The sequence below is a fragment of the Klebsiella sp. KTE92 genome (genome assembly GCF_000398905.1).
GTDB classification, from domain to species: Bacteria; Pseudomonadota; Gammaproteobacteria; order Enterobacterales; family Enterobacteriaceae; genus Klebsiella; species Klebsiella variicola.
Genome location: NZ_KB976100.1, coordinates 764,384 through 785,678 on the forward strand (window position 1 = coordinate 764,384; position 21,295 = coordinate 785,678).

At 56.9% G+C, this 21,295-nt stretch carries 23 protein-coding genes; 7 read left to right on the forward strand and 16 right to left on the reverse strand.

The features are described from left to right. Nucleotides 1–16: 16 nt before the first annotated feature. The 5 genes from speD to A1WC_RS21390 all read right to left on the reverse strand — a co-directional run bounded on the left by speD (nt 17) and on the right by A1WC_RS21390 (nt 4,797). Entirely contained in the window at nt 17–811 is a 795-nt protein-coding gene (gene speD, locus A1WC_RS21410; RefSeq protein ID WP_008807406.1) for an adenosylmethionine decarboxylase, read from the reverse strand. Between the two features lie 24 nt (nt 812–835). After that, nucleotides 836–1,696 carry a polyamine aminopropyltransferase gene (speE, locus tag A1WC_RS21405; RefSeq protein WP_008807405.1) on the reverse strand — a complete coding sequence of 287 codons (861 nt, stop codon included), beginning with the start codon at nt 1,694–1,696 and terminating at the stop codon, nt 836–838. Between the two features lie 146 nt (nt 1,697–1,842). Further along, nucleotides 1,843–3,105 (reverse strand): FKBP-type peptidyl-prolyl cis-trans isomerase, encoded by a 1,263-nt coding sequence (locus A1WC_RS27775; RefSeq protein ID WP_181402632.1) that lies wholly within the window; start codon nt 3,103–3,105, stop codon nt 1,843–1,845. A 680-nt stretch (nt 3,106–3,785) separates the two neighbouring features. Next, nucleotides 3,786–4,196 (reverse strand): hypothetical protein, encoded by a 411-nt coding sequence (locus A1WC_RS21395; RefSeq protein WP_008807403.1) that lies wholly within the window; start codon nt 4,194–4,196, stop codon nt 3,786–3,788. A gap of 253 nt (nt 4,197–4,449) precedes the next feature. Beyond that, on the reverse strand, nt 4,450–4,797 hold the full coding sequence (locus A1WC_RS21390) for a YacC family pilotin-like protein (RefSeq protein ID WP_002888808.1): 348 nt from the start codon (nt 4,795–4,797) through the stop codon (nt 4,450–4,452). A 146-nt stretch (nt 4,798–4,943) separates the two neighbouring features. Here A1WC_RS21390 and cueO point away from each other — a divergent pair, with 146 nt between their 5' ends. Then, nucleotides 4,944–6,548, forward strand: coding sequence for a multicopper oxidase CueO (cueO, locus tag A1WC_RS21385; RefSeq protein WP_016160304.1), 1,605 nt, complete (start codon nt 4,944–4,946; stop codon nt 6,546–6,548). A gap of 82 nt (nt 6,549–6,630) precedes the next feature. Here cueO and A1WC_RS21380 read toward each other — a convergent pair whose 3' ends face one another. Then, nucleotides 6,631–9,021, reverse strand: coding sequence for a glucose/quinate/shikimate family membrane-bound PQQ-dependent dehydrogenase (locus A1WC_RS21380; protein WP_016160305.1), 2,391 nt, complete (start codon nt 9,019–9,021; stop codon nt 6,631–6,633). A gap of 79 nt (nt 9,022–9,100) precedes the next feature. Between A1WC_RS21380 and A1WC_RS27780 the strand changes: the two genes are divergently transcribed. Both A1WC_RS27780 and hpt read left to right on the forward strand, forming a co-directional pair. Next, complete coding sequence (locus tag A1WC_RS27780; RefSeq protein WP_012542835.1) at nt 9,101–9,220, forward strand: hypothetical protein; 120 nt, start codon at nt 9,101–9,103, stop codon at nt 9,218–9,220. Between the two features lie 4 nt (nt 9,221–9,224). Then, nucleotides 9,225–9,761 (forward strand): hypoxanthine phosphoribosyltransferase, encoded by a 537-nt coding sequence (gene hpt, locus A1WC_RS21375; RefSeq protein WP_004204384.1) that lies wholly within the window; start codon nt 9,225–9,227, stop codon nt 9,759–9,761. A gap of 57 nt (nt 9,762–9,818) precedes the next feature. On the opposite strand, the gene can is transcribed toward hpt, so the two are convergent. Continuing rightward, nucleotides 9,819–10,481 (reverse strand): carbonate dehydratase, encoded by a 663-nt coding sequence (gene can, locus A1WC_RS21370; RefSeq protein WP_004204385.1) that lies wholly within the window; start codon nt 10,479–10,481, stop codon nt 9,819–9,821. Between the two features lie 184 nt (nt 10,482–10,665). Here can and A1WC_RS21365 point away from each other — a divergent pair, with 184 nt between their 5' ends. From A1WC_RS21365 to A1WC_RS21350, 4 genes are all read left to right on the forward strand, one after another. Continuing rightward, entirely contained in the window at nt 10,666–11,592 is a 927-nt protein-coding gene (locus A1WC_RS21365) for an ABC transporter ATP-binding protein (protein WP_008807399.1), read from the forward strand. After that, a complete protein-coding gene (locus A1WC_RS21360) occupies nt 11,589–12,359 on the forward strand; it encodes an ABC transporter permease (RefSeq protein WP_008807398.1) in 771 nt (256 codons plus the stop codon). The genes A1WC_RS21365 and A1WC_RS21360 overlap by 4 nt, the downstream gene beginning before the upstream one ends. A gap of 122 nt (nt 12,360–12,481) precedes the next feature. After that, nucleotides 12,482–12,922, forward strand: a complete 441-nt coding sequence (locus tag A1WC_RS21355) for a PTS sugar transporter subunit IIA (protein ID WP_008807397.1) — start codon at nt 12,482–12,484, stop codon at nt 12,920–12,922. 58 nt (nt 12,923–12,980) lie between these two features. After that, nucleotides 12,981–14,234 carry a polysaccharide deacetylase family protein gene (locus A1WC_RS21350; RefSeq protein ID WP_016160306.1) on the forward strand — a complete coding sequence of 418 codons (1,254 nt, stop codon included), beginning with the start codon at nt 12,981–12,983 and terminating at the stop codon, nt 14,232–14,234. 35 nt (nt 14,235–14,269) lie between these two features. Here A1WC_RS21350 and panD read toward each other — a convergent pair whose 3' ends face one another. The 9 genes from panD to thpR all read right to left on the reverse strand — a co-directional run bounded on the left by panD (nt 14,270) and on the right by thpR (nt 21,265). Next, the gene (panD, locus tag A1WC_RS21345) at nt 14,270–14,650 is read right to left on the reverse strand and encodes an aspartate 1-decarboxylase (protein WP_008807395.1); all 381 of its coding nucleotides are present in this window, start codon (nt 14,648–14,650) and stop codon (nt 14,270–14,272) included. Nucleotides 14,651–14,743: 93 nt separating this feature from the next. After that, nucleotides 14,744–15,598 (reverse strand): pantoate--beta-alanine ligase, encoded by an 855-nt coding sequence (gene panC, locus A1WC_RS21340; RefSeq protein WP_008807394.1) that lies wholly within the window; start codon nt 15,596–15,598, stop codon nt 14,744–14,746. An 11-nt stretch (nt 15,599–15,609) separates the two neighbouring features. Further along, on the reverse strand, nt 15,610–16,401 hold the full coding sequence (gene panB / locus A1WC_RS21335) for a 3-methyl-2-oxobutanoate hydroxymethyltransferase (protein ID WP_012542832.1): 792 nt from the start codon (nt 16,399–16,401) through the stop codon (nt 15,610–15,612). Between the two features lie 119 nt (nt 16,402–16,520). Then, a complete protein-coding gene (gene folK / locus A1WC_RS21330) occupies nt 16,521–17,000 on the reverse strand; it encodes a 2-amino-4-hydroxy-6-hydroxymethyldihydropteridine diphosphokinase (protein ID WP_012542831.1) in 480 nt (159 codons plus the stop codon). Then, nucleotides 16,997–18,391 carry a polynucleotide adenylyltransferase PcnB gene (gene pcnB, locus A1WC_RS21325; RefSeq protein ID WP_071582539.1) on the reverse strand — a complete coding sequence of 465 codons (1,395 nt, stop codon included), beginning with the start codon at nt 18,389–18,391 and terminating at the stop codon, nt 16,997–16,999. The genes folK and pcnB overlap by 4 nt, the downstream gene beginning before the upstream one ends. A 62-nt stretch (nt 18,392–18,453) precedes the next feature. Beyond that, nucleotides 18,454–19,335, reverse strand: coding sequence for a tRNA glutamyl-Q(34) synthetase GluQRS (gene gluQRS / locus A1WC_RS21320; protein ID WP_016160307.1), 882 nt, complete (start codon nt 19,333–19,335; stop codon nt 18,454–18,456). Nucleotides 19,336–19,394: 59 nt separating this feature from the next. Beyond that, the gene (gene dksA / locus A1WC_RS21315) at nt 19,395–19,850 is read right to left on the reverse strand and encodes an RNA polymerase-binding protein DksA (RefSeq protein ID WP_007749299.1); all 456 of its coding nucleotides are present in this window, start codon (nt 19,848–19,850) and stop codon (nt 19,395–19,397) included. 162 nt (nt 19,851–20,012) lie between these two features. Further along, on the reverse strand, nt 20,013–20,729 hold the full coding sequence (gene sfsA, locus A1WC_RS21310; protein WP_016160308.1) for a DNA/RNA nuclease SfsA: 717 nt from the start codon (nt 20,727–20,729) through the stop codon (nt 20,013–20,015). After that, complete coding sequence (gene thpR, locus A1WC_RS21305) at nt 20,729–21,265, reverse strand: RNA 2',3'-cyclic phosphodiesterase (protein WP_008807387.1); 537 nt, start codon at nt 21,263–21,265, stop codon at nt 20,729–20,731. The genes sfsA and thpR overlap by 1 nt, the downstream gene beginning before the upstream one ends. Nucleotides 21,266–21,295: the final 30 nt, after the last annotated feature.

A 21,295-nucleotide genomic window follows, 5' to 3' on the forward strand; every position in this document is an offset into this window, starting at 1 on the left:
CCGGGCATTTCAAATATTACACGGCAGGAATATTGCGGCCGTAGTAAATCTCGCGCATCTCTTTCCACAGCAGGTCGGTAATGACCTTGCGCTCTTCGGCGGTCAACTCTTCCGGTCGGGTATGGAACATGTAGTGCTTAAGGTCGAACTCCTTGAGCAACATTTTGGTATGGAAGATATTTTCCTGATAGACGTTCACATCGACCATGTCATACAACGACTTAATGTCATCGGACATAAAGTTCTGAATCGAATTGATTTCATGATCGATAAAATGCTTCATCCCATTGATATCGCGGGTAAAGCCGCGCACGCGGTAGTCAATGGTCACAATGTCCGATTCCAGCTGGTGGATCAGATAGTTCAGCGCTTTAAGCGGAGAAATGACCCCGCAGGTAGAGACTTCGATATCGGCGCGGAAGGTGCACAGTCCACCTTCCGGATGGCTCTCCGGGTAGGTATGCACGCAGATATGGCTCTTATCGAGATGGGCGACCACGGTTTCCGGTAACGGACCTGGATGTTCGGTCTGGTCGATAAGCTTGGGATCGACAGGCTCTTCGCTGACCAGAATGGTCACGCTGGCGCCCTGGGGTTCATAATCCTGGCGGGCGATATTCAGGATATTGGCGCCAATAATAGAACAGGTTTCTGTCAGGATCTCCGTCAGGCGATTGGCATTATAGAGTTCGTCGATATAGGCGATGTAGCCGTCACGCTCCTCTGCCGTTTTGGCGTAACAGATATCGTAGATACAAAAACTCAGGCTTTTGGTCAGGTTGTTAAAGCCATGCAGCTTCAATTTTTTCAATTTAGTTCACCCCCTTACTTCGCGTCACGGTGCGGACAGAGCATCATGCAGATATTGTGGTAAGGCGAAGGCCGCCGTATGGATTGCCGGATTGTAGTAACGGCAGGTCAGGTTGGCTTTGTGAAAGCGCGCCTGAATGATTTCGCTGGAGAGATGGCGCAACGCCTCGTTGTCGCTCGCCCAGGCAAAAGTCATGATCCCGCCGTAATAGGTTGGGATGGCCGCCTGATAGAAGCTGACGTCGCGAAAATAGTGGCTCAGTTTGCGATGGCTACCGACCGCTTCGTCCTGCTGCAGGAAACAAACGCCGTTTTGGGCAACGAACACGCCCCCCGGGTTCAGGCAGCGTTTGCAGCCTTCATAAAAAGCCGAGGTGAACAGGCTTTCGCCCGGACCGATAGGGTCGGTACAGTCCGAAATGATCACGTCAAACGTTTGCGTCGTCTGGTTAACAAAATTGACGCCATCATCAATCACCAGCGTGAAGCGCGGATCGTCGTAGGCCCCGGCGCTATGGTTGGGCAGGTACTGACGGCAGAATGAGACCACCCCGGCATCGATTTCCACCATGGTGATGGTTTCGATGCTACGGTGACGAGAGACTTCGCGCAGCATCGCGCCGTCGCCGCCGCCGATGATCAGGACATGCTTCGCGTTGCCGTGGGCCAGCAGCGGCACGTGGGTCATCATTTCGTGATAGATAAACTCATCGCGTTCGGTGGTTTGCACGACGCCATCCAGCGCCATCACCCGGCCAAAGGCGCGGTTGTCGAAGATGATCAAATCCTGATGATCGGTTTTTTCGTGGTACAGCACGTTATCAACGCTAAAGTACTGACCAAAATGGTCATGCAGCGTTTCATGCCACAGTGGATTATCGGCCACGGTGAGGCTCCTCCTTCGTTAACATCTGTTACACCCGTAAAACGAGTGCAACATCATAGACAACTATAGATGAGGATGCACGGCGGTTATTGCAGCAATGCGGCAGGAATAACCGCCACCGCCCGGGGAGAGCGGTGGGGGGAGGGTTATTTCGCCGGTGCGGGTTGGCTATCTACTATCCGCACGGAATAAACCATGGTGGCGCCTGGCGGGATTTTCGGCGGTAATCCTTTACTGCCATAGGCTTTTTCGGGCGGGACGACCAGCGTCAAGGAGCCATGGTTCTGCAGGCGTTGCAGCGGGCCGCGAAACACCGGGGGATAGGCATCTAGCTTCTGGGTGAGCGCCTGATCTTTCGCTTCCATATCGTTGATCACTGTCCCGTCCGTCAGCATCTCTTTGATTACTACGGTGACCAGATCGTTACCGCTTATTGTTCCTTTGCCCGGATAATCGACGCGACTGTAGACGCCATCTTTGAAGACCACATCTTTTTTGCGCGCAAACGCCTGCTGATATTTCTTACCGGCACTGATGTTTTTCTGCTCGATTTTATTCAGGTTCTGGAAAACCTGCTGCGAGACGTCAAACAGCGCCTTGTTACGCTCCTGTTCTCCGAGACGAAGCTGGCCGCTAAAAGCATCTTCGATACCCCGCAGCACCAGCCCGGCGTCGACGGTAATTCCCTGAGTGCGACGGGTGGTGAGAACGTTAAGGGCTTCTGCTCCCATCGAGGCGCCGATCGCATAAGCCTGCTGTTCTCCCGATGCGCTGAGTTTGGCGGCGGCGCTCTCGCCGCTGCGCGTTTTGGACTGTACAGAAAGCTGTGTTCTCAGCAGTTGGATTTCATCTTCTTTCATCCGTAGCTGGGCGTTGTCTTTATCCGCCTGCAGGCGGTAGGCTGCAACAACCGCCGCCATTTCCGGCGGCTCATTTTTTGGCGCTGCAGCGGTGTCAGGGCGGGTTGTTGGCGCTTTTTCCGCGGCGGCCAACCGGGCGGTTAACGACTGCTTGTCGGCGTTTAGCGCCTTGACCTGGTCGAGAGCGGCCTGCTGTGTTTTCTCCGCGGCGTCGAGCCGGATAGTCAGCGACTGCTTATCGGTGGTCAGCGCTTTGACCTGGTCGAGGGCGGACAGCTTCTCTTTTTCCGCCGCGGCCAGTCGGCTGGCCAGCGGCTGTTTATCAGCGTTCAGTGTTTTGGCCTGGTCGAGGGCGGCCTGCTGTGCCTTCTCCGCAGCGGCGAGCCGGATAGTCAGCGACTGCTTATCGGTGGTCAGCGCTTTAACCTGCTCGAGGGCAGCCAGCTTCTCTTTTTCCACCACGGCCAGTCGGGTGGCCAGCGGCTGTTTGTCGGCGTTATGGGCTTTGGCCTGGTCGAGGGCGGCCTGTTTCTCTTTTTCCGCAGCCATCAGCCGGGCGGTGAGTGTCTGCTTGTCTGTGTCGAGGGCGGTGAGCTGGCCGAGTGCGGTCTGCTGTGCTTTTTCCGCGGCGGCCAGCCGGGAGGTCAGCGTTTGTTTATCTGTATTCAGCGTGGTGAGGCTGGTGCTGAGCCGTTTATTTTCCGCTTCGACGCTCTGAAGCTGCGACGTTAATTGTTGGATCTGCTTAAGTGCGGCAGCCTGGCTCTGTTGCAGAGTATTATTCCGGGCAACGACTTCCTTTTTAATTAACGTCTCATTTTCCGCCGTGGCGGCGGTTAAGGCGAGCTGTAATTGCTTTATTTTATTATTTAACGCCGCTTGCTCATTCGCAATGGATGTATCCGTGGCTGGTGTGGCGGTAAGCTGTTTTTTTAATTGTTGGATAATTTTATCTTTTTGCGCAATCGTTGCCTGTTGGCTGGCGATTCTTTTTTGCAACTGTGCGTTATTGGCCGTCGTTTTTTTATTGTCCGCGTTCTGGCGAGCGTCTGACGCTTGCTTTGCTGTGGCCGCAGAGCTTTTCTCTTCTTGCGCTTGAGCTTGCTGAGTTTGCTGCTGGGCGTAATCGAGAAAAGCCGGCGTAGCACCGGCGTAGAATGAGGTTGAAAGCGCCAGCGCCGCGACGAGCATCAGCAGTGGTGCTTTAGGGGTCAGCGTGGCGGGTTTGTTCATGGCAGTTTGTTTTCACCACGCTGTACCAGGGTATCGATCAGCGTTTTCTGGATATCGGAACACAGTTTGATGGATTTAAACTGATACATGGAGTCAATGCCCAGTCGGGTGGGATCGGCCACTTTATCGCGCACATTGTTGTATTGCGATGCCGAACGCACCAGGGCATTGAACTCATTGCTGAGTTTAGTTGCCTGCTGTGGGTTCACCTCTTTAAGTGAATCCAGCGCCTTTCGGCAGGACTCAATACGCTCCTGTTCGCTGGCCGCTCGCTCCTGCTCAGCCTGCTGCTGTGATGTGAGCGGCGTGGTGATCGGTTTTACCTGCTGGCGAGAAGAGGTATTGCTACAGCCCACTAATAAAAGTGCGGCAAGCGGGATAATACGGAGAGTCGGCGAGATATTCACAATTTCAGTCCATGAAGTAGGGATATTTTCACCGGATTCTAGAAGGGTGCTTTTTATTTTGCAATATATGACTAATGATATTTTATTAGTTTTTTAGTCATTCATCATTATTAGGGGTTTAATTTATTTGGCAAATTGATAGGTTTGCAATTAAATAATGTTTGTTTATATACAATAATAAATATAGATATAAATATTTAAATGTGACAAATGAAACGGCAAAGGCGCGGAGCGTGACCGTCCGCGCCGGTCATTATTTGACGTAAGCCAACAGGCTGAGCGAATCGCGGGCCAGCGCTTTGCATTTTTTCGCCGTCGGGATGTTAATACCGCTGAGATCGCGGTAGCTATCCTCGCCAAGCGCTTTCATGTTGTAGCTGTCGTAGTTGCTCAGGTCCCACTGGTTCTGTTGGGCAAAGAACACCAGCGCGCGTCGGATCTGTGTATTGGGCAGGTTCTGGTAGCCACAGTCGTTTTTCAGAAACACAAAAACCGCGGTTAAATCAGCCATATCTTCTGCTTCTGATTCGCTGAGCGCGTAGCTGTTGGCGGAGAGAGCAAGCAGGCTGCCGAGTACCATTGTTCTGAAAAGCGTCTTCATTTTTTCTACCATTAGATCACCGACGCTTCAAATTAGCATACTTCTTTACACAGCGCCGATCTTTATTCTTACTCTTCTGCTTGACCTTCCCGTTACGGTAGGGTTTAAGCTCAAATATTCGCCCGCAGAATAAAAAGGATGTGAATATGCAACGTCGAGACTTCCTCAAACTGACCGCCGCGGTTAGCGTGGCCAGCGCATTACCGCTATGGAGCCGTGCGGTTTTTGCGGCCAGTCGCCCGGCTCTGCCGATACCGACGCTGTTGACGGCCGATGCGCGCAACCGTATCGCCCTGACGATCCAGGCGGGCAAAACACGGTTTGGCGCTCTGCACGCCACCACCTGGGGCTATAACGGTTCACTGCTGGGTCCTGCGCTACAGTTGACGCAGGGGAAGACCATTACGGTTGACATTACCAACCAGCTGGCGGAAGAGACCACGCTGCACTGGCATGGCCTGGAGGTCCCGGGCGAGGTCGACGGCGGACCGCAGGGGGTTATCGCCCCGGGCGCCACCCGTACGGTGAGCTTCACGCCGACGCAGCGGGCGGCCACCTGCTGGTTTCATCCGCATCAACATGGGACCACCGGCCGGCAGGTGGCCATGGGGCTGGCCGGCCTGGTGCTGATCGAGGATGAAGAGAGCGGACGCCTGCTGCTGCCTAAGCAATGGGGAATCGATGATGTGCCGGTGATTGTCCAGGACAAGAAGTTCACCGCCGCCGGCGAGATCGACTACCAGCTGGATGTGATGAGCGCCGCTGTCGGCTGGTTTGGCGATACGCTGCTGACCAATGGCGCTCTCTATCCCGAACATGCCGCCCCGCGGGGCTGGCTACGTCTGCGCTTGCTAAACGGCTGTAATGCCCGTTCCCTCAATTTTGCCACCAGCGATAAGCGTCCGCTGTACGTGGTGGCCAGTGACGGCGGTCTGTTGGCCGAGCCGGTGAAGGTCGATGAATTGCCGGTGTTGATGGGGGAACGCTTTGAGGTGCTGGTGGACACCAGCGACGGTAAACCTTTCGATCTGGTGACCCTGCCGGTGAGCCAGATGGGCATGGCCATTGCGCCTTTTGATAAACCGCAGCCGGTGCTGCGCGTTCAGCCGCTGGTCATTCCCGCCTCCGGCAAACTGCTGGATACGCTGGCCACGCTGCCGGCGTTACCGTCCCTGACGGGGCTGACGCAGCGTCAGCTCCAGCTGTCGATGGATCCGATGCTCGACAGGATGGGCATGCAGGCGCTGATGGAGAAGTATGGCGACCAGGCGATGGCGGGAATGGACCACGGCATGATGGGGCATGGCGGCATGGGCGACATGAGCAATATGAGCAATATGAGCAATATGAGCAATATGAACCACGAGGCTGGTCGGGATCATGGCATGTCGTCAGGCAAGGGGTTTGATTTCCATAACGCCAACCGCATCAACGGCAAAGCCTTCGACATGAATGTGCCGATGTTTGCCGCGGCCAGAGGCCAGTATGAGCGCTGGGTGATATCGGGTAAGGGCGACATGATGCTGCATCCGTTCCATATCCACGGCACCCAGTTCCGTATCCTCAGCGAGAACGGCAAGCCGCCAGCCGCGCACCGCAGCGGCTGGAAAGATACCGTCCGCGTGGAAGGTGACGTCAGTGAAGTGTTGGTGAAGTTTGATCATCCGGCGCCGAAGGAGTTTGCCTATATGGCCCACTGCCACCTGCTGGAGCATGAAGACACCGGGATGATGTTGGGATTCACGGTTTAGGGCTCTGCGGCCTACTGCCATCTTCCATGGGGAGAAGGGATAAACACAAAAAAAACGGCAACTTTCGTTGCCGTTTTGCGTTTTATTTGGCGTCATCCGGGAGCGCATAGGCGACGATGTAATCGCCCATTTTGGTACCGAACGAGCCGTGACCGCCGGCAGAGATGACAACATACTGTTTGCCATTCACTTCGTAGGTCATTGGGGTGGCCTGACCGCCGGCTGGCAGACGGGCTTCCCACAGCTTCTCGCCGTTGCTCATATTGTACGCGCGCAGGTAGTTATCTGCGGTCGCGCCGATGAACAGGACGTTACCGGCCGTGGAGATCGGACCGCCAAGCATCGGCATCCCCATGGTGAACGGCAGCTTAACCGGCATCGGGAACGGCAGGCTGTCCTGCGGAGTACCGATACGTTTTTTCCATACCACTTCGTTGGTTTTCAGATCCAGCGCGGAGATATAGCCCCAGGCCGGTTGTTTGCACGGCAGACCGAACGGCGACAGGAACGGATTCAGGGTGACGCCGTACGGGACACCGTACTGTGGCTGCACGCCGGACTCGGTGCCAGAGCCTTTCGCATCTTTCGGCGGCTCCATCGGGTTGCCCGGGCCGCGTGGGATCAGTTTAGAGACGAACGGCAGCGCCATCGGGTTGGCAATAGCCACCTGACGGTTCGGATCGACGGAGATACCGCCCCATTCAAACATCCCCAGGTTACCCGGGAAGACGAGAGTGCCCTGCTCAGATGGCGGGGTGAAGATACCTTCATAGCGCATCTGGTGGAAGATCACGCGACACACCAGTTGGTCGAACATGGTGGCGCCCCACATGTCCGCCCCGGTCAGATCTTTCTTCGGACGGAAGCTCAGATCGGAGAACGGCTGGGTTTTGGCGACGTAATCCCCTTTGGCAGCGCCCTGCGGAACCGGTTTTTCCGGGGCCGGGACCACCAGCTCGCCATTACGGCGATCCAGTACGAAGATGTTGCCGGTTTTCGCCGGGGCATAGACGACCGGTACGGTTTTACCATTAACCTCAATGTCCGCCAGCGTCGGCTGGGAGGGCATATCCATATCCCACAGATCGTGGTGGACGGTCTGGTAGCTCCAGGCCAGCTTACCGGTGGTGGCGTTCAGCGCCACAATCGAGCTGGCGTAACGCTCTTGCTCCGGCGTGCGGTTGCCGCCCCAGATATCCGGGGTGGTCACGCCCATCGGCAGATAGACCAGATCCAGCTTAGCGTCGTAGGCGGCAGGCGCCCAGGAGTTCGGTGAGTTGAGCGTGAAGTGATGTTCATCGCTCGGGATGGCGTTCGGATCTTTCGCACCCGGATCGAAGGCCCACAAGAGTTTACCGGTATTCACATCAAAGCCGCGGATGACGCCAGACGGCTCGCGGGTTGAGAAGTTATCGGTGACCGCGCCGGCAATCACGATGGTCTTATCGGTGATAATCGGCGGAGAAGTGGGTTCATACATACCCGGCGTGGTGACCGGCATGTTGGTCTGCAGGTTGAGAATACCTTTATTGGCAAAGGTTTCGCACAGCTTACCGTTGTCGGCGTTCACCGCGAACAGGCGGCCATCGTTCACCGGCAGGATAATACGGCGCGGACAGTCGGCGACGACGTCGGCAGGCGCGTTATCCGCTTTGGCTTCGTGATAAGAGACGCCGCGGCAGGTGACGTGCTGGAACGACGGATCGGCGTTCAGCTGCGGGTCAAAATGCCACTTCTCTTTACCGGTGGCCGCGTCCAGCGCGAACAGACGCTGGTGGGCGGTACACAGGAAGAGCGTGTCGCCGACTTTAATCGGCGTCACTTCGTTGGTGATTTCACCCGGGTCGTTCGGTTGCTTCAGGTCGCCGGTGCGGAATACCCAGGCTTCCTTCAGGTTCTTCACGTTGTCGGCGTTAATCTGCTTCAGCGGAGAGAAGCGCTGGCCTTCCTGGTTGCGGCCATAGGCCGGCCAGTCGCCGTCGGCAACGTTGGAGATCGGCGCGGCCGGGGTGGCGTCGGCGCTCAGGGTGCCGTTGATTTCCTGCGGGTCGTTAAAACCAGCCCAGGTCAGCATGCCGCCGCTGATCAGCAGGGCGACGACCAGCGCGCCAACGGCGCCAGCGGAAGGCACCGGCAGACGACGCCAGACAAAGGGCAGGATCAGCCAGATGCCAAAGAAGACGAGGATATCGCTACGCGGCGTCAGCGCCCAGAAGTCGAAGCCGACTTCCCAGACGCCCCAGATCATGGTCGCCAGCAGCAGCGCAGCGTACAGCCACAGCGCAGCGCGTTTGCCGCGCAGCAGCATCACGGTCACGCCCAGCATCACCAGACCGGCGATAGGGTAGTACCAGGAGCCGCCAAGCACGACCAGCCATGCTCCGCCGATTAAAAGATAGAGGCCGCAGAACGCTGCAAATAGCGCAGTCAGCGTCACCAGGAGCCTTGATTGTTGAGACTTTGTTTCAGCCATAGAAAGTTACTCATGTGTTTGTTAATTTTTTAACTGCAATTAATTATAGGTTTTAACAAGTGTGATCGGAATCACAAATATGGCTTTATTAATCCCTGCACCGAAGATTTCTTTTTGCTGGTATACTGGATGGCTTGCCGGTCATCGTCGGGGCGAAAGCAGCGGCTTTGATGATTTATATTTAGAATCAAATGGTTAGTCTTATGAAACATACTGTAGAAGTGATGATCCCGGAATCCGAGATCAAAGCGCGCATCGCGGAACTGGGTCGTCAAATCAACGAACATTATCAGGACAGCGGCAGCGAAATGGTGCTGGTGGGGCTGCTTCGCGGCTCATTTATGTTCATGGCCGACCTGTGCCGTGAAGTGCAGGTGCCGCATGAAGTCGATTTTATGACCGCCTCCAGCTACGGCAGCGGCATGTCCACCACCCGTGATGTGAAAATCCTCAAAGATCTGGATGAAGACATCCGTGGTAAAGATGTACTGATCGTGGAAGACATCATCGATTCCGGCAATACCCTGTCTAAAGTGCGTGAGATCCTCAGCCTGCGCGAGCCGAAATCGCTGGCCATTTGTACGCTGCTGGATAAACCAAGCCGTCGTGAAGTGAATGTCCCGGTTGAGTTCGTCGGTTTCGCCATTCCGGACGAGTTCGTGGTGGGCTACGGTATCGACTACGCCCAGCGCTACCGTCATCTGCCGTATATTGGCAAAGTTACCCTGCTGGACGAGTAAGAGATATCCCCCCAGGACAGCGCGCGCCGCGCTCTCCAGGGGGGCTAAGCCTGAAGGCTATTTGTGGTTGATGTGCTTGATCTTGAGGTTGGAGATGCCGTGGCGATAGCGCTGTTCGAGGGTTTCCCGGCTCACGGCGGTGACATCCAGATCGCGCAGCAGCCCGTCGTGAATGCCATATGCCCAGCCGTGGATGGTGACCTTCTGTCCGCGCTTCCACGCCGATTGCATAATCGTCGAATGTCCCAGGTTGTACACCTGCTCCATCACGTTGAGTTCGCAAAGGGTATCCAGACGGCGCTCCTCCGGCATTTCACCTAGCAGTGAGCTGTGCTTGAACCAAATATCGCGGATATGCAGGAGCCAGTTGTCGATAAGCCCCAGCTCCGGGTTTTCCACCGCCGCCTGCACGCCGCCGCAGCCGTAGTGGCCGCAAATAATAATGTGCTCGACTTCGAGGACATCGACGGCATACTGCACCACCGACAGGCAGTTCAGGTCGGTGTGGATCACCAGGTTAGCGACGTTACGATGGACAAACAGTTCGCCAGGTTCCAGGCCGGTAAGTCGCTCAGCGGGAACGCGGCTGTCAGAGCAGCCAATCCAAAGGAAGCGCGGTTTCTGCGTCTGCGACAGTTTCTCAAAAAAGCCGGGGTCCTCTTCCACCAGCATTTTTGACCATAGTGCATTATTGCTGATGAGTGTATCTATATCATTCATGGACGTTATCGGCCTGTAACCAAGTAAGTGCGTTGCGCTAATATAGGGTAAGCTCACCTTTTTTAAAACCATCTTAACCCGTGATACGTCAGGCTACCGATGCGTTGGCGGCGCCAGCGCCAGTAGAACGCAAACGTGAGTCAGGCGGGTTAATGACGTGTCACGACACGAGAAGAGATATTTAATGACCATTGCTCTGGAATTAAAACAGCTCAAAAAAACCTACCCCGGCGGGGTTCAGGCGCTGCGGGGAATCGACCTGCAGGTTGAAGCAGGCGATTTCTATGCCCTGCTGGGGCCGAACGGGGCCGGAAAATCCACGACTATCGGCATCATCAGTTCGCTGGTGAATAAAACCTCCGGTCAGGTCAATGTCTTTGGCTACGATCTGGAAAAAGACGTCGTCAACGCCAAGCGCCAGCTTGGCCTGGTGCCGCAGGAGTTTAACTTCAATCCGTTCGAGACCGTGCAGCAGATTGTCGTTAACCAGGCGGGCTACTACGGCGTGGAACGCAAAGAAGCTGTCGCCCGCAGCGAAAAATACCTAAAACAGCTCGATCTGTGGGAAAAACGCAACGAACGCGCGCGGATGCTCTCCGGCGGGATGAAGCGTCGCCTGATGATCGCCCGCGCGCTAATGCATGAGCCGAAGCTGCTGATCCTCGACGAACCGACCGCTGGCGTCGATATTGAACTGCGTCGCTCAATGTGGGGCTTTCTTAAGGATCTGAACGATCGCGGAACCACCATTATCCTGACCACCCACTATCTCGAAGAGGCCGAAATGCTATGCCGCAACATCGGCATCATCCAGCACGGCGCGCTGGTGGAAAACACCTCGATGAAAGCGCTGCTGTCGAAGCTGAAGTCAGAGACCTTTATTCTCGACCTCGCGCCAAAAAGCCCGGTACCGAAGCTCGAAGGCTACCAGTATCAACTGGTCGATACCTCGACGCTGGAAGTCGAGGTTCTGCGCGAGCAGGGGATTAACAGCGTCTTTGCCCAACTGAGCGCCCAGGGGGTGCAGGTACTGAGTATGCGTAACAAAGCTAACCGTCTGGAAGAGCTGTTTGTCACGCTGGTGCATGAGCGAAAAGGAGAGTCAGCATGATGCAGCTTTATTGGGTCGCGCTGAAAAGCATCTGGACCAAAGAGATCCACCGTTTTATGCGCATCTGGATCCAGACGCTGGTGCCGCCGGTGATCACCATGACCCTGTACTTCGTGATTTTCGGCAACCTGATCGGGTCGCGCATCGGCGAGATGCACGGCTTTACCTATATGCAGTTTATCGTGCCGGGCCTGATCATGATGGCGGTGATCACCAACGCTTATGCCAATGTCGCCTCGTCGTTCTTCAGCGCCAAGTTTCAGCGCAATATTGAAGAGCTGCTGGTGGCGCCGGTGCCGACGCATGTGATCATCGCTGGCTACGTTGGCGGCGGCGTGGCGCGCGGACTGTGCGTGGGGATCCTGGTGACGGCGGTATCACTGTTCTTTGTGCCGTTCCAGGTTCACTCCTGGCTGTTTGTCGCCCTGACGCTGATCCTCACCGCGGTGCTGTTCTCGCTGGCGGGCCTGTTGAACGCGGTGTTTGCCAAGACCTTTGACGACATTAGCCTGATCCCGACCTTTGTGCTGACGCCGCTGACCTACCTCGGCGGGGTGTTCTACTCGCTGACCCTGCTGCCGCCGTTCTGGCAGGGGCTGTCGCATCTGAATCCCATCGTCTACATGATCAGCGGTTTCCGCTTCGGCTTCCTGGGTATCAACGATGTGCCGCTGGTGACCACCTTTGCGGTGCTGGTGGTCTTCATCGTCGCCTTCTATCTGCTTTGCTGGTCGTTAATCCAGCGCGGCCGCGGCCTGCGCAGCTGATGTTCATCACGGTTAGCGCTTCCTGATGCCAATACGCGAAGCGCTAACCGCTTATCTTTGACCGCCATCACCGATACGTCATCCTCCCCTTGCTACATTGTTGGCTGGCTAAGGAGGGAAGCATGCTTGGTTGGGTCATTACCTGCCACGATGAGCTGGCGCAGGAGATGCTGGATCGTCTTGAACGAAAATTTGGTCCGCTGGCCCAGTGCCGGGCGGTCAATTACTGGCGCAATCTCAGCAGTAATATGTTGAGCCGGATGATGTGCGATGCGCTGCATGCCACCGACTCCGGGGACGGGGTCATTTTCCTGACCGACAGAACCGGCGCGGCGCCTTATCGGGCCGCGGCGCTGATGAGCCACAAACATACCCACTGCGAAGTGATCTCCGGCGTCAGCTATTCATTACTTGAGCGAATGTATCTGCTGCGGAACACGTTAAGCAGCGAGGCGTTTCGCCAGGCCATCGTCAGCGCAGGCGGGCCGATGGTGAGCAGCCTGTGGCATCAGCAGCAGAAGAATCCCCCGTTCCGCTTGCGCCATGATACCTTCGGAAATTAAACAGCGTGACAGATGCTGCTTTTGTTACAATAACTGCCGTTGATGGTTTACCGGTTCGATGCGCATGCTTGCCCGATTTTTTACGCTGCTTCTTTTACTGACCTCGCTCAGCGCTTCCGCCAGTCTGCTTAGCCAGCAGGGCAAGCCTGTACACTATATGCAGACCACCGAAGATGCGGTCATCTGGGCGCAGGTGGGGAATCATGTGGTCAGCGTCGGCAATGTGCGTGCCGGGCAGATCCTCGCGGTCGTCCCGACGGCGGCTGACTATTATGAATTTCGCTTCGGCTTCGGCACCGGGTTTATTGATAAAGGCCACCTCGAGCCGGTACAGGGTAAGCAGCGAGTGGAGGACCGACTGGGGGATCTCAATAAACCGTTGAGTAACCAGAATTTGCTCACCTGGAAAGATACGCCGCTCTACAACATACCCGCCGTGAGCAGCGTGCCGTTTGGTACGCTGGCCACTAACCTGCGCTATCCGATCCTCAGCAAGCTAAAAGACCGGCTCAATCAGACCTGGTTTCAGATCCGCATTGGCGACCGGCTGGCGTGGGTCAGCAGTCTGGATGCACAGGAAGATAATGGTATTCCCGTACTGACCTATCATCACATTCTGCGCGACGAAGAGAACACCCGTTTCCGCCATACCTCGACCACGACCTCGGTACGCGCCTTCAACAACCAGATGACCTGGCTGCGCGATCAGGGCTATACCACGCTGACCCTGTATCAGCTGGAAGGCTATGTGCGTAATAAAATCAACCTTCCGGCGCGGGCAGTGGTCATCACCTTCGATGACGGCCTGAAATCGGTAAACCGTTACGCCTATCCGGTACTAAAGCAGTACGGTTTTCATGCCACCGCGTTTATTATCTCCTCGCGTATTAAGCGCCATCCGCAGAAATGGGATCCGAAATCGCTGCAGTTCATGAGTATTTCTGAGCTCCGGCAGATCCAGGATGTTTTTGATATTCAGTCGCATACCCACTTCCTGCATCGGGTTGACGCCGGCCGCCGGCCGATTTTATTCAGCCGCAATTACCATAATATTCTGTTTGATTTCGCCCGCTCGCGCCGGGCGCTCAGCCAGTTTAATCCACATGTTCTCTACCTTTCCTATCCCTTCGGCGGCTATAACGCCACGGCGGTGCAGGCGGCGAATGACGCCGGGTTTCATATGGCGGTGACAACGGTGCGTGGGAAGGTGAAGCCGGGTGACAATCCGTTTCTGTTAAAGCGGTTATATATCTTACGCACGGATTCGCTGGAGACGATGTCGCGGCTGATCAGTAACCAGCCGCAGGGGTAATACCGGCGCTGCGCCTGAGCGCAGCGCCGCGGTCATCAGGCGACCTGCACCGGAATGGCTTTCGCCTGGCGCTTCATTTCATTGTCGCCTTCGAAGTAGGCGATGTTAGGCTGCCAGGTGCGCGCCTCTTCGTCCGACATGGTGACGAAGCTGGCGATGATCAGGATATCGCCGACGCTGGCGCAGTGCGCGGCGGCGCCGTTGACGGAGATGATTCTGGAACCCCGTTCGGCGGCAATCGCATAGGTGGAGAAACGATTGCCGTTGGTGACGTTCCAGAGGTGAATGGTTTCATTCTCCAGAATACCGGCCGCATCCAGGAAATCCTGGTCAATGGCGCATGAACCTTCATAGTGCAGGTCAGCCTGCGTGACTTTTACGCGGTGGAGCTTGCCCTGCAGCATATTACGCATCATAACTTCTACCCTTCAACCTTAATGTAGCAGAGCGGACAGGTCGTCCGCCCTGAGAAAAGCCCGGGCAAGTATTGCCCGATTTTTACCCGCTGTCTACTGACCGAGCGTGACGATCTGGTTGTCGATCAGGCGGGCCTGACCCAGCCAGGCGGCCATCAGGATCACCGCGCGCTGGCTGGCATCCGTCAGCTCAAGCAGGGTGTCGGCATCGCGGATCTGAATGTCGTCGGCGCGGAAGCCTTTTTCATTCAGCTCCTGTTCAGCGATAGCGATGATCTCATCGAGCTGGCGATCGCCGGCGGCCAGTTTTTCCGCCACCGCGCTCAGCACTTTGTAGAGGCCGGGAGCGATTTTGCGCTGGTCGGCGGTCAGGTAGCCGTTACGCGAGCTCAGCGCCAGGCCATCTTTCGCGCGGACGATCGGCACGCCGATAATCTCGATATCGTAGCCCATGTCGGCGACCATCTTGCGGATCAGCGCCAGCTGCTGGAAATCTTTCTCGCCGAAGCAGGCGACGTCCGGCTGAACCAGATTGAACAGCTTACTGACGATGGTCGACACGCCGCGGAAGTGGCCCGGGCGGCTGGCGCCTTCCAGCATAGTGGACAGGCCGGGGACGTCGACGTAGGTCTGGCCTTCGGTGCCCTGGGGATAAACTTCCGCCGGCGTCGGCGCGAAGACAAAGTCGACATGGCGCTTGTTCAGCTTTTCGCAATCATCCTGCAGGGTGCGCGGATAGCGCGCCAGGTCGTCGGCGCGGTCAAACTGCATCGGATTGACGAAAATACTGACCACCACCACGTCCGCGCTGGCTTTAGCCTCATCAACCAGCTTCATATGACCATCATGCAGGTTGCCCATCGTCGGAACCAGCGCGATACGCTTACCTTCCTGACGCAGACGGCGGATATGCTGACGCAGCAGCAGCACGGATTCAATAATCAGCACAACAAGACTCCTTAATGGAAACTGTGTTCTTCGCCCGGATAGACCCCGGATTCAACTTCGGCAATATACTGCCGTACCGCGGCGCGGATGTCGCCCGCTTCGGCAAGGAAATTCTTGGCGAATTTAGGGATGTGGCCGCCGGTGATCCCGAATGCGTCATGCATCACCAGGATCTGCCCGTCGGTGACGTTGCCCGCGCCGATGCCGATCACTGGAATGGTCAGGGCGTCGGTAATGCGTTTCGCCAGTTCTACCGGGACGCACTCCAGCACCAGCAGCTGCGCGCCAGCCGCTTCCAGCGCTAATGCGTCGTCAAACAGGGTCTGCGCTGCATCGCCGCGCCCCTGCACTTTATACCCGCCGAATACGTTTACCGACTGCGGCGTGAGGCCGAGGTGGCCGCAAACCGGCACCGCGCGTTCCGCAAGCATCTTCACGGTATCGGCCAGCCAGGCGCCGCCTTCGAGTTTGACCATATTGGCGCCAGCGCGCATCACGATGGCCGCATTTTCGAAGGTCTGTTCGGGGGTGGCATAGGCCATGAACGGCAGGTCGGCAAGCAGCAGGCTGTTCGGCGCACCGCGGCGGACGGCGCGGGTGTGATAGGCGATATCTTCCACGGTGACCGGCAGGGTGGAGTCGTGACCCTGTACCGTCATTCCCAGGGAATCGCCCACCAGCAGCACATTAATGCCTTCATCGGCGAACAGCTTCGCGAAGCTATGGTCGTAGGCGGTAATGGTGGCAAAGCGCTTCTTTTCCTGTTTGCATTTCTGCAGCAGGGCAATGGTGGTCGGTTTCATAACATTTCCTGATGATGAAAGTCATATTAACCGGCATTCTAACAGCAGCATTCAGAGGGGCAATGATTTTGGGCAACCGATTACGACGATCGCCGCAAATGCTAAAAAAGGAGAGGGGATTACCAGCTCGCGGGTTTTTCCGCGCCCAGATCATCCAGCACGGCGCGCAGCGCAGGGCCGTCAGGAAAATGGAGATCCGGAGCGATCTCGAACAGCGGCCAGAGCATAAAGCCGCGGTTTTTCATATCATAGTGCGGAACGGTCAGGCGCGGGCTATTGATGACCTCATCGCCAAACAGCATGATGTCGAGGTCGAGCGTGCGCGGTCCCCAGCGTTCAGCTTTGCGCACCCGACCCTGCTGCAGCTCGATGCGCTGAGTGTGATCGAGCAGCGCATCGGGCGCCAGGGTGGTTTCCAGCGCGACGGCGGCGTTGAGATAGTCCGGCTGATCCTGCGGGCCCAGCGGCGGCGTGCGGTAGAACGAAGAGACGTTCACCACGCGGCTGTGCGGAATATCGCCCAGCGCGCGGATGGCTGCCTGCACCTGCTCCAGCGGAGAAGCAAGGTTACTGCCAAGCGCGATATAGACCAGAGTCATGCGTTACCCTGACGCGGCGCGCGTTTGCGCGGACGGCGGTGGCGACGGCGTGGCGCCGGATCGTCCCCGAGGTCGTTGAGCATGTCTTTTTGTTCCGGCGGCGCGGCGACCTGGAATTCGCCCCACCATTTGGTCAGACGCTGCAGTTCGCTGTTGTTTTCCGCCCCGGCGCGCAGCTCCAGCAGATCGTAGGCGGCACGGAATTTCGGATGCTCCATCAGTTTCCAGGCGCGTTTGCCCTGGCGACGGGACATGCGCAGCTGCAGCTGCCAGATATCACGAATAAGGGTAGTGATGCGTTTAGGGATCGCCAGCGTACGGCAGGCTTCGTCCAGGACATCGTTCATCGCCAGAGCGAAGGCGTCGTAGTACGCCAGGCCGCTCTCCTGGGCGATTTTTTGCGCCGTCTCCAGCAGCGGATACCAGAACATCACCGCGAAGAGGAAGGCCGGATTGACGCGCATGTCGTTATGAATGCGGTTATCGGTGTTCTTCAGCACCTGGCTGATGATCCGCTCCATCGGGCTGTCGCCGCGCTCGGTAAAGTAGCGGGTGATGGTCGGGAACAGCGGCTGGAACAGGTTGTATTCGCGCAGCAGCATGTAGGTCTGGTAGCCATACCCGGCCTGCAGCAGCTTAAGCACCTCTTCGAACAGGCGTGCCGGCGGCACGTCGTGGAGCAGGGTGGCCAGGCGCGGCAGTGGTTCAGCCGTTTCCGGGCTGATACGCATATCCAGCTTGGCGGCAAAGCGCACCGCGCGCAGCATGCGTACCGGATCTTCGCGATAGCGGGTTTCCGGATTGCCGATCAGGCGGATCACGCCGTCCTGCAGATCCTTCATGCCGCCGACGTAGTCGCGAACGGTAAAGTCAGCCACGCTGTAATAAAGGCTATTGATGGTGAAGTCGCGACGCTGGGCATCCTCTTCGATCGAGCCGAAGATGTTATCCCGCAGCAGCATGCCATTCTGGCCCTGCTGGGAGGTCACGCGATCGGTGGTGTGCCCTTCGTGGTGGCCGCGGAAGGTGGCCACTTCAATGATTTCCGGCCCGAACATGACGTGCGCCAGGCGGAAACGTCGCCCGACCAGACGGCAGTTGCGGAACAGCTTGCGCACCTGATCCGGTGTGGCGTTGGTGGTGACGTCAAAATCTTTCGGCTTTTTGCCAAGCAGCAGGTCGCGGACACCGCCGCCGACCAGCCAGGATTCGTAGCCTGCCTTGTTGAGGCGGTACATGACCTTGAGGGCGTTTTCACTGATATCTTTGCGGGAAATAGCATGCTGCTCACGCGGGATCACCGTCATAGGCATGGGTTCGACGGCGGCTTCTGCCTCGCGCTCCTCACGGCTTAGCACCTTACGGCAAAAATTAGCGACTCGGGTAAAAATGGTGCACCTCGTAGTGTCAGACGGACTTCAGATCAACTGTACAGTATAAAAATAGCGGCTAATCATAGCTCAGCGGGAGCCATTTGAGAATGCTCGATTTTTGCGGGCTGCCAGTTGGCGACGGCCTGACTGAGTAAATCGTCCATGCTCAGGGCTTGCCAGTCCTGGGCGATGTCCTGATTAAGAAACCGGAGCGCCCGGACAATTTCGGGGCGCGGATCGCCTTCCGGCAGCGCCGGTGCGTGGTTTTGTTTAGAGAGTTTATTCCCGTCAGCATTGAGGGCCAGCGGCAGATGGAGGTAGTCCGGCGCCTGCCAGCCAAAATGCTGATACAGTGAAATCTGCCGGACCGTCGGCTCAATCAGGTCAGCGCCGCGGACGATCTCGGTGATCCCCTGAAAGTGGTCATCAACCACCACCGCCAGATTGTAGGCAAACAGGCCGTCGCGACGGTGGATAATAAAATCCTCGCGCGCCAGCGGCTCGTTGGCGACCAGCGTGCCGCGCAGGCGATCGGTGAACTGCAGCACCGGACGGGTCTGGCGCAGGCGCAGCGCGGCGTTTTCCGCCCCCAGCCCGAGGTCGCGGCAGTGACCATCGTAGATCCCGCCTACGGCATGGATCCGCGCGCGGGTGCAGGTGCAGTAATAGCTCAGCCCTTGTTCACCCAGCCAGGCCAGCGCCTCGCGGTAAGCTTCATGTCGTTGCGACTGCCAGAGCACGTCGCCGTCCCAGTGCAGACCGTAGTGGTCAAGCTGGCGCAGAATGGTGTAGGCGGCCCCGGGGACTTCGCGCGGCGGGTCGATATCTTCAATACGAACGCGCCAGATACCCTGGTTCGCGCGGGCTTGCAGGTAGCTGCCGAGCGCGGCAATCAAAGAGCCGAAGTGGAGTTCACCGGAGGGGGAGGGAGCAAAGCGCCCAATATAGCGTGAGTCAGTCATGTTACGGACAACAGAACCAGGCGGGAGAGACTCCCGCCAGAGAGTGAGGCAGCAGGGGATTAGCCCGCCATCTGTTTTTCGCGAATTTCCGCCAGGGTTTTGCAGTCAATGCACAGATCCGCAGTCGGACGCGCTTCCAGACGGCGAATGCCGATCTCCACGCCGCAGGATTCGCAGTAGCCGAAGTCTTCATCTTCAACTTTTTTCAGCGTTTTCTCGATCTTTTTGATCAGTTTACGTTCGCGGTCGCGGTTACGCAGTTCCAGGCTGAACTCTTCTTCCTGGGCGGCACGGTCTACCGGATCCGGGAAGTTGGCAGCTTCATCCTGCATGTGCGTTACGGTGCGATCCACTTCATCCCTGAGTTGATTACGCCATGCTTCAAGAATACGCTTGAAGTGCGCCAGCTGGGCTTCGTTCATATACTCTTCGCCCGGCTTCTCTTGGTACGGCTCCACCCCAGCGATGGCGAGAATACTCAGGGACGATGTTTTACGGTTTTGCCCTTCTTGCATGTTGCTTCTCCTTAACACGCACTATCGATCCCCATGTGGGGGAAAATCAGGCCGCTATAAATAGCAGATGCTTTTCCGGATAGCAATTATCTAAACGTTACACTTGACAACCCTGTGAAGAAAAGCGTATTCGCGCTTGCGACCCGAACACTATTTAGCCACTTATTTCCCGGGGTTTAACACCACGGCAATCGGCTTATTCAGAGTCATCTTCGTCGTAGAAAGTTCCGCCTTCCAGGCGAGAATTTCCACCCCCTTGTCGCGGGCTTCTGTTAACAGCTGTGCGTATCTGGCATCAATATGATGCGCGGGAGAGAAACGGTCAATTGCCGAATGCAAAACGGCAAATAAAATCACCGCACGGTCGCCATTTGCCGCGACGGCCATCAGCTCCCGCAGGTGCTTCTGGCCGCGCGTGGTCACCGCATCGGGAAAATAACCGTATTCTTTCTCCGCCAACGTAACCGATTTCACTTCAATATAGCAGTTTTGTCGGTCATCTGCCTGTAACATAATATCGATACGGCTATTCTCTTCGCCATATTTCACTTCGCTTTTCAGCTGGTTATAGCCGGAAAGCTCAGGGATTATTCCGGCGGAAATCGCCTCTTTTGCCAGCGAATTCGCGCGCAGCGTATTGACGCAAATAACCGCGCCCTGCTGCGTTTCAGTTAATTCCCAGGTGTGGGCATATTTGCGCTTCGCATTGTCAGAAGTGGAATACCAGATGGTGTCGCCCGGGGCGGCGCAACCGGTCATTGCGCCGGTATTGGGGCAGTGAAGCGTCAGCTCACGGCCATTGGGGGTAATCACGTCAGCAAGAAATCGTTTGTAACGTTTAAGCAAAATAGCGGGCTGTAACGGCGGATCAAACTGCATCAACTTTCCTTATGAAACGGATAACGTTCCAGCGCCGTGTAGCGCGTGCGCCCCCGGCCGAAGCTGGACTCATAAAGCACGAACTCGTTCACCGGAAACGACCAGTGAAAGCCGGGAGCCGGGATCGGCACCGCCTGGCGGGCATCGCGCCACAGGGTAATATGCGGATGAAACGGCTGCGGGCTCTGATAGCAGCCGCTGCGCGCCGCCTGAGCGCGCAGCATACTGGCGAGCTGCAGCAGGCCGCGCGGCGGCTGACGGGTCCCGAGCCAGACCACTCGCGAGCGCAGCCACTGTCCGGCATCGTCCAGCGTCAGGGTAAAGCCCGGCTGGCGGAGGCGGCCGGCGAGGGCGGCCAGCGCCCGCTGTTTTTCCGCGCTCACCTCGCCGAGAAACGCCAGCGTCAGATGGAGGTTATCCGCCGCGACGGGCCTGCCGGCATCCTCGGGGAAGTGGCTTGCCCGCCACTGGACGATCTGTTTCTGGACGGCAGACGGCAGTTCAAGCGCAAAAAACAGCCTTTTCGGCTCAGACATGATAGAGACTCGGTAATGAATTAGGGGGAT

What these genes read in the sequence shown, in the direction of transcription:
- folK (WP_012542831.1), bottom strand. Translation starts at nt 17,000, where the DNA reads ATGACTCTGGTCTATATCGCGCTTGGCAGTAACCTTGCTTCTCCGCTG.
- gluQRS (WP_016160307.1), bottom strand. Translation starts at nt 19,335, where the DNA reads ATGACTGACTCACGCTATATTGGGCGCTTTGCTCCCTCCCCCTCCGGT.
- panD (WP_008807395.1), bottom strand. Translation starts at nt 14,650, where the DNA reads ATGATGCGTAATATGCTGCAGGGCAAGCTCCACCGCGTAAAAGTCACG.
- dksA (WP_007749299.1), bottom strand. Translation starts at nt 19,850, where the DNA reads ATGCAAGAAGGGCAAAACCGTAAAACATCGTCCCTGAGTATTCTCGCC.
- A1WC_RS27775 (WP_181402632.1), bottom strand. Translation starts at nt 3,105, where the DNA reads ATGGCTGCGGAAAAAGAGAAACAGGCCGCCCTCGACCAGGCCAAAGCC.
- A1WC_RS21390 (WP_002888808.1), bottom strand. Translation starts at nt 4,797, where the DNA reads ATGAAGACGCTTTTCAGAACAATGGTACTCGGCAGCCTGCTTGCTCTC.
- A1WC_RS27780 (WP_012542835.1), top strand. Translation starts at nt 9,101, where the DNA reads ATGGCTTTATTAATCCCTGCACCGAAGATTTCTTTTTGCTGGTATACT.
- panB (WP_012542832.1), bottom strand. Translation starts at nt 16,401, where the DNA reads ATGAAACCGACCACCATTGCCCTGCTGCAGAAATGCAAACAGGAAAAG.
- A1WC_RS21380 (WP_016160305.1), bottom strand. Translation starts at nt 9,021, where the DNA reads ATGGCTGAAACAAAGTCTCAACAATCAAGGCTCCTGGTGACGCTGACT.
- sfsA (WP_016160308.1), bottom strand. Translation starts at nt 20,729, where the DNA reads ATGCAGTTTGATCCGCCGTTACAGCCCGCTATTTTGCTTAAACGTTAC.
- A1WC_RS21355 (WP_008807397.1), top strand. Translation starts at nt 12,482, where the DNA reads ATGCTTGGTTGGGTCATTACCTGCCACGATGAGCTGGCGCAGGAGATG.
- A1WC_RS21365 (WP_008807399.1), top strand. Translation starts at nt 10,666, where the DNA reads ATGACCATTGCTCTGGAATTAAAACAGCTCAAAAAAACCTACCCCGGC.
- thpR (WP_008807387.1), bottom strand. Translation starts at nt 21,265, where the DNA reads ATGTCTGAGCCGAAAAGGCTGTTTTTTGCGCTTGAACTGCCGTCTGCC.
- can (WP_004204385.1), bottom strand. Translation starts at nt 10,481, where the DNA reads ATGAATGATATAGATACACTCATCAGCAATAATGCACTATGGTCAAAA.
- cueO (WP_016160304.1), top strand. Translation starts at nt 4,944, where the DNA reads ATGCAACGTCGAGACTTCCTCAAACTGACCGCCGCGGTTAGCGTGGCC.
- hpt (WP_004204384.1), top strand. Translation starts at nt 9,225, where the DNA reads ATGAAACATACTGTAGAAGTGATGATCCCGGAATCCGAGATCAAAGCG.
- A1WC_RS21350 (WP_016160306.1), top strand. Translation starts at nt 12,981, where the DNA reads ATGCGCATGCTTGCCCGATTTTTTACGCTGCTTCTTTTACTGACCTCG.
- A1WC_RS21360 (WP_008807398.1), top strand. Translation starts at nt 11,589, where the DNA reads ATGATGCAGCTTTATTGGGTCGCGCTGAAAAGCATCTGGACCAAAGAG.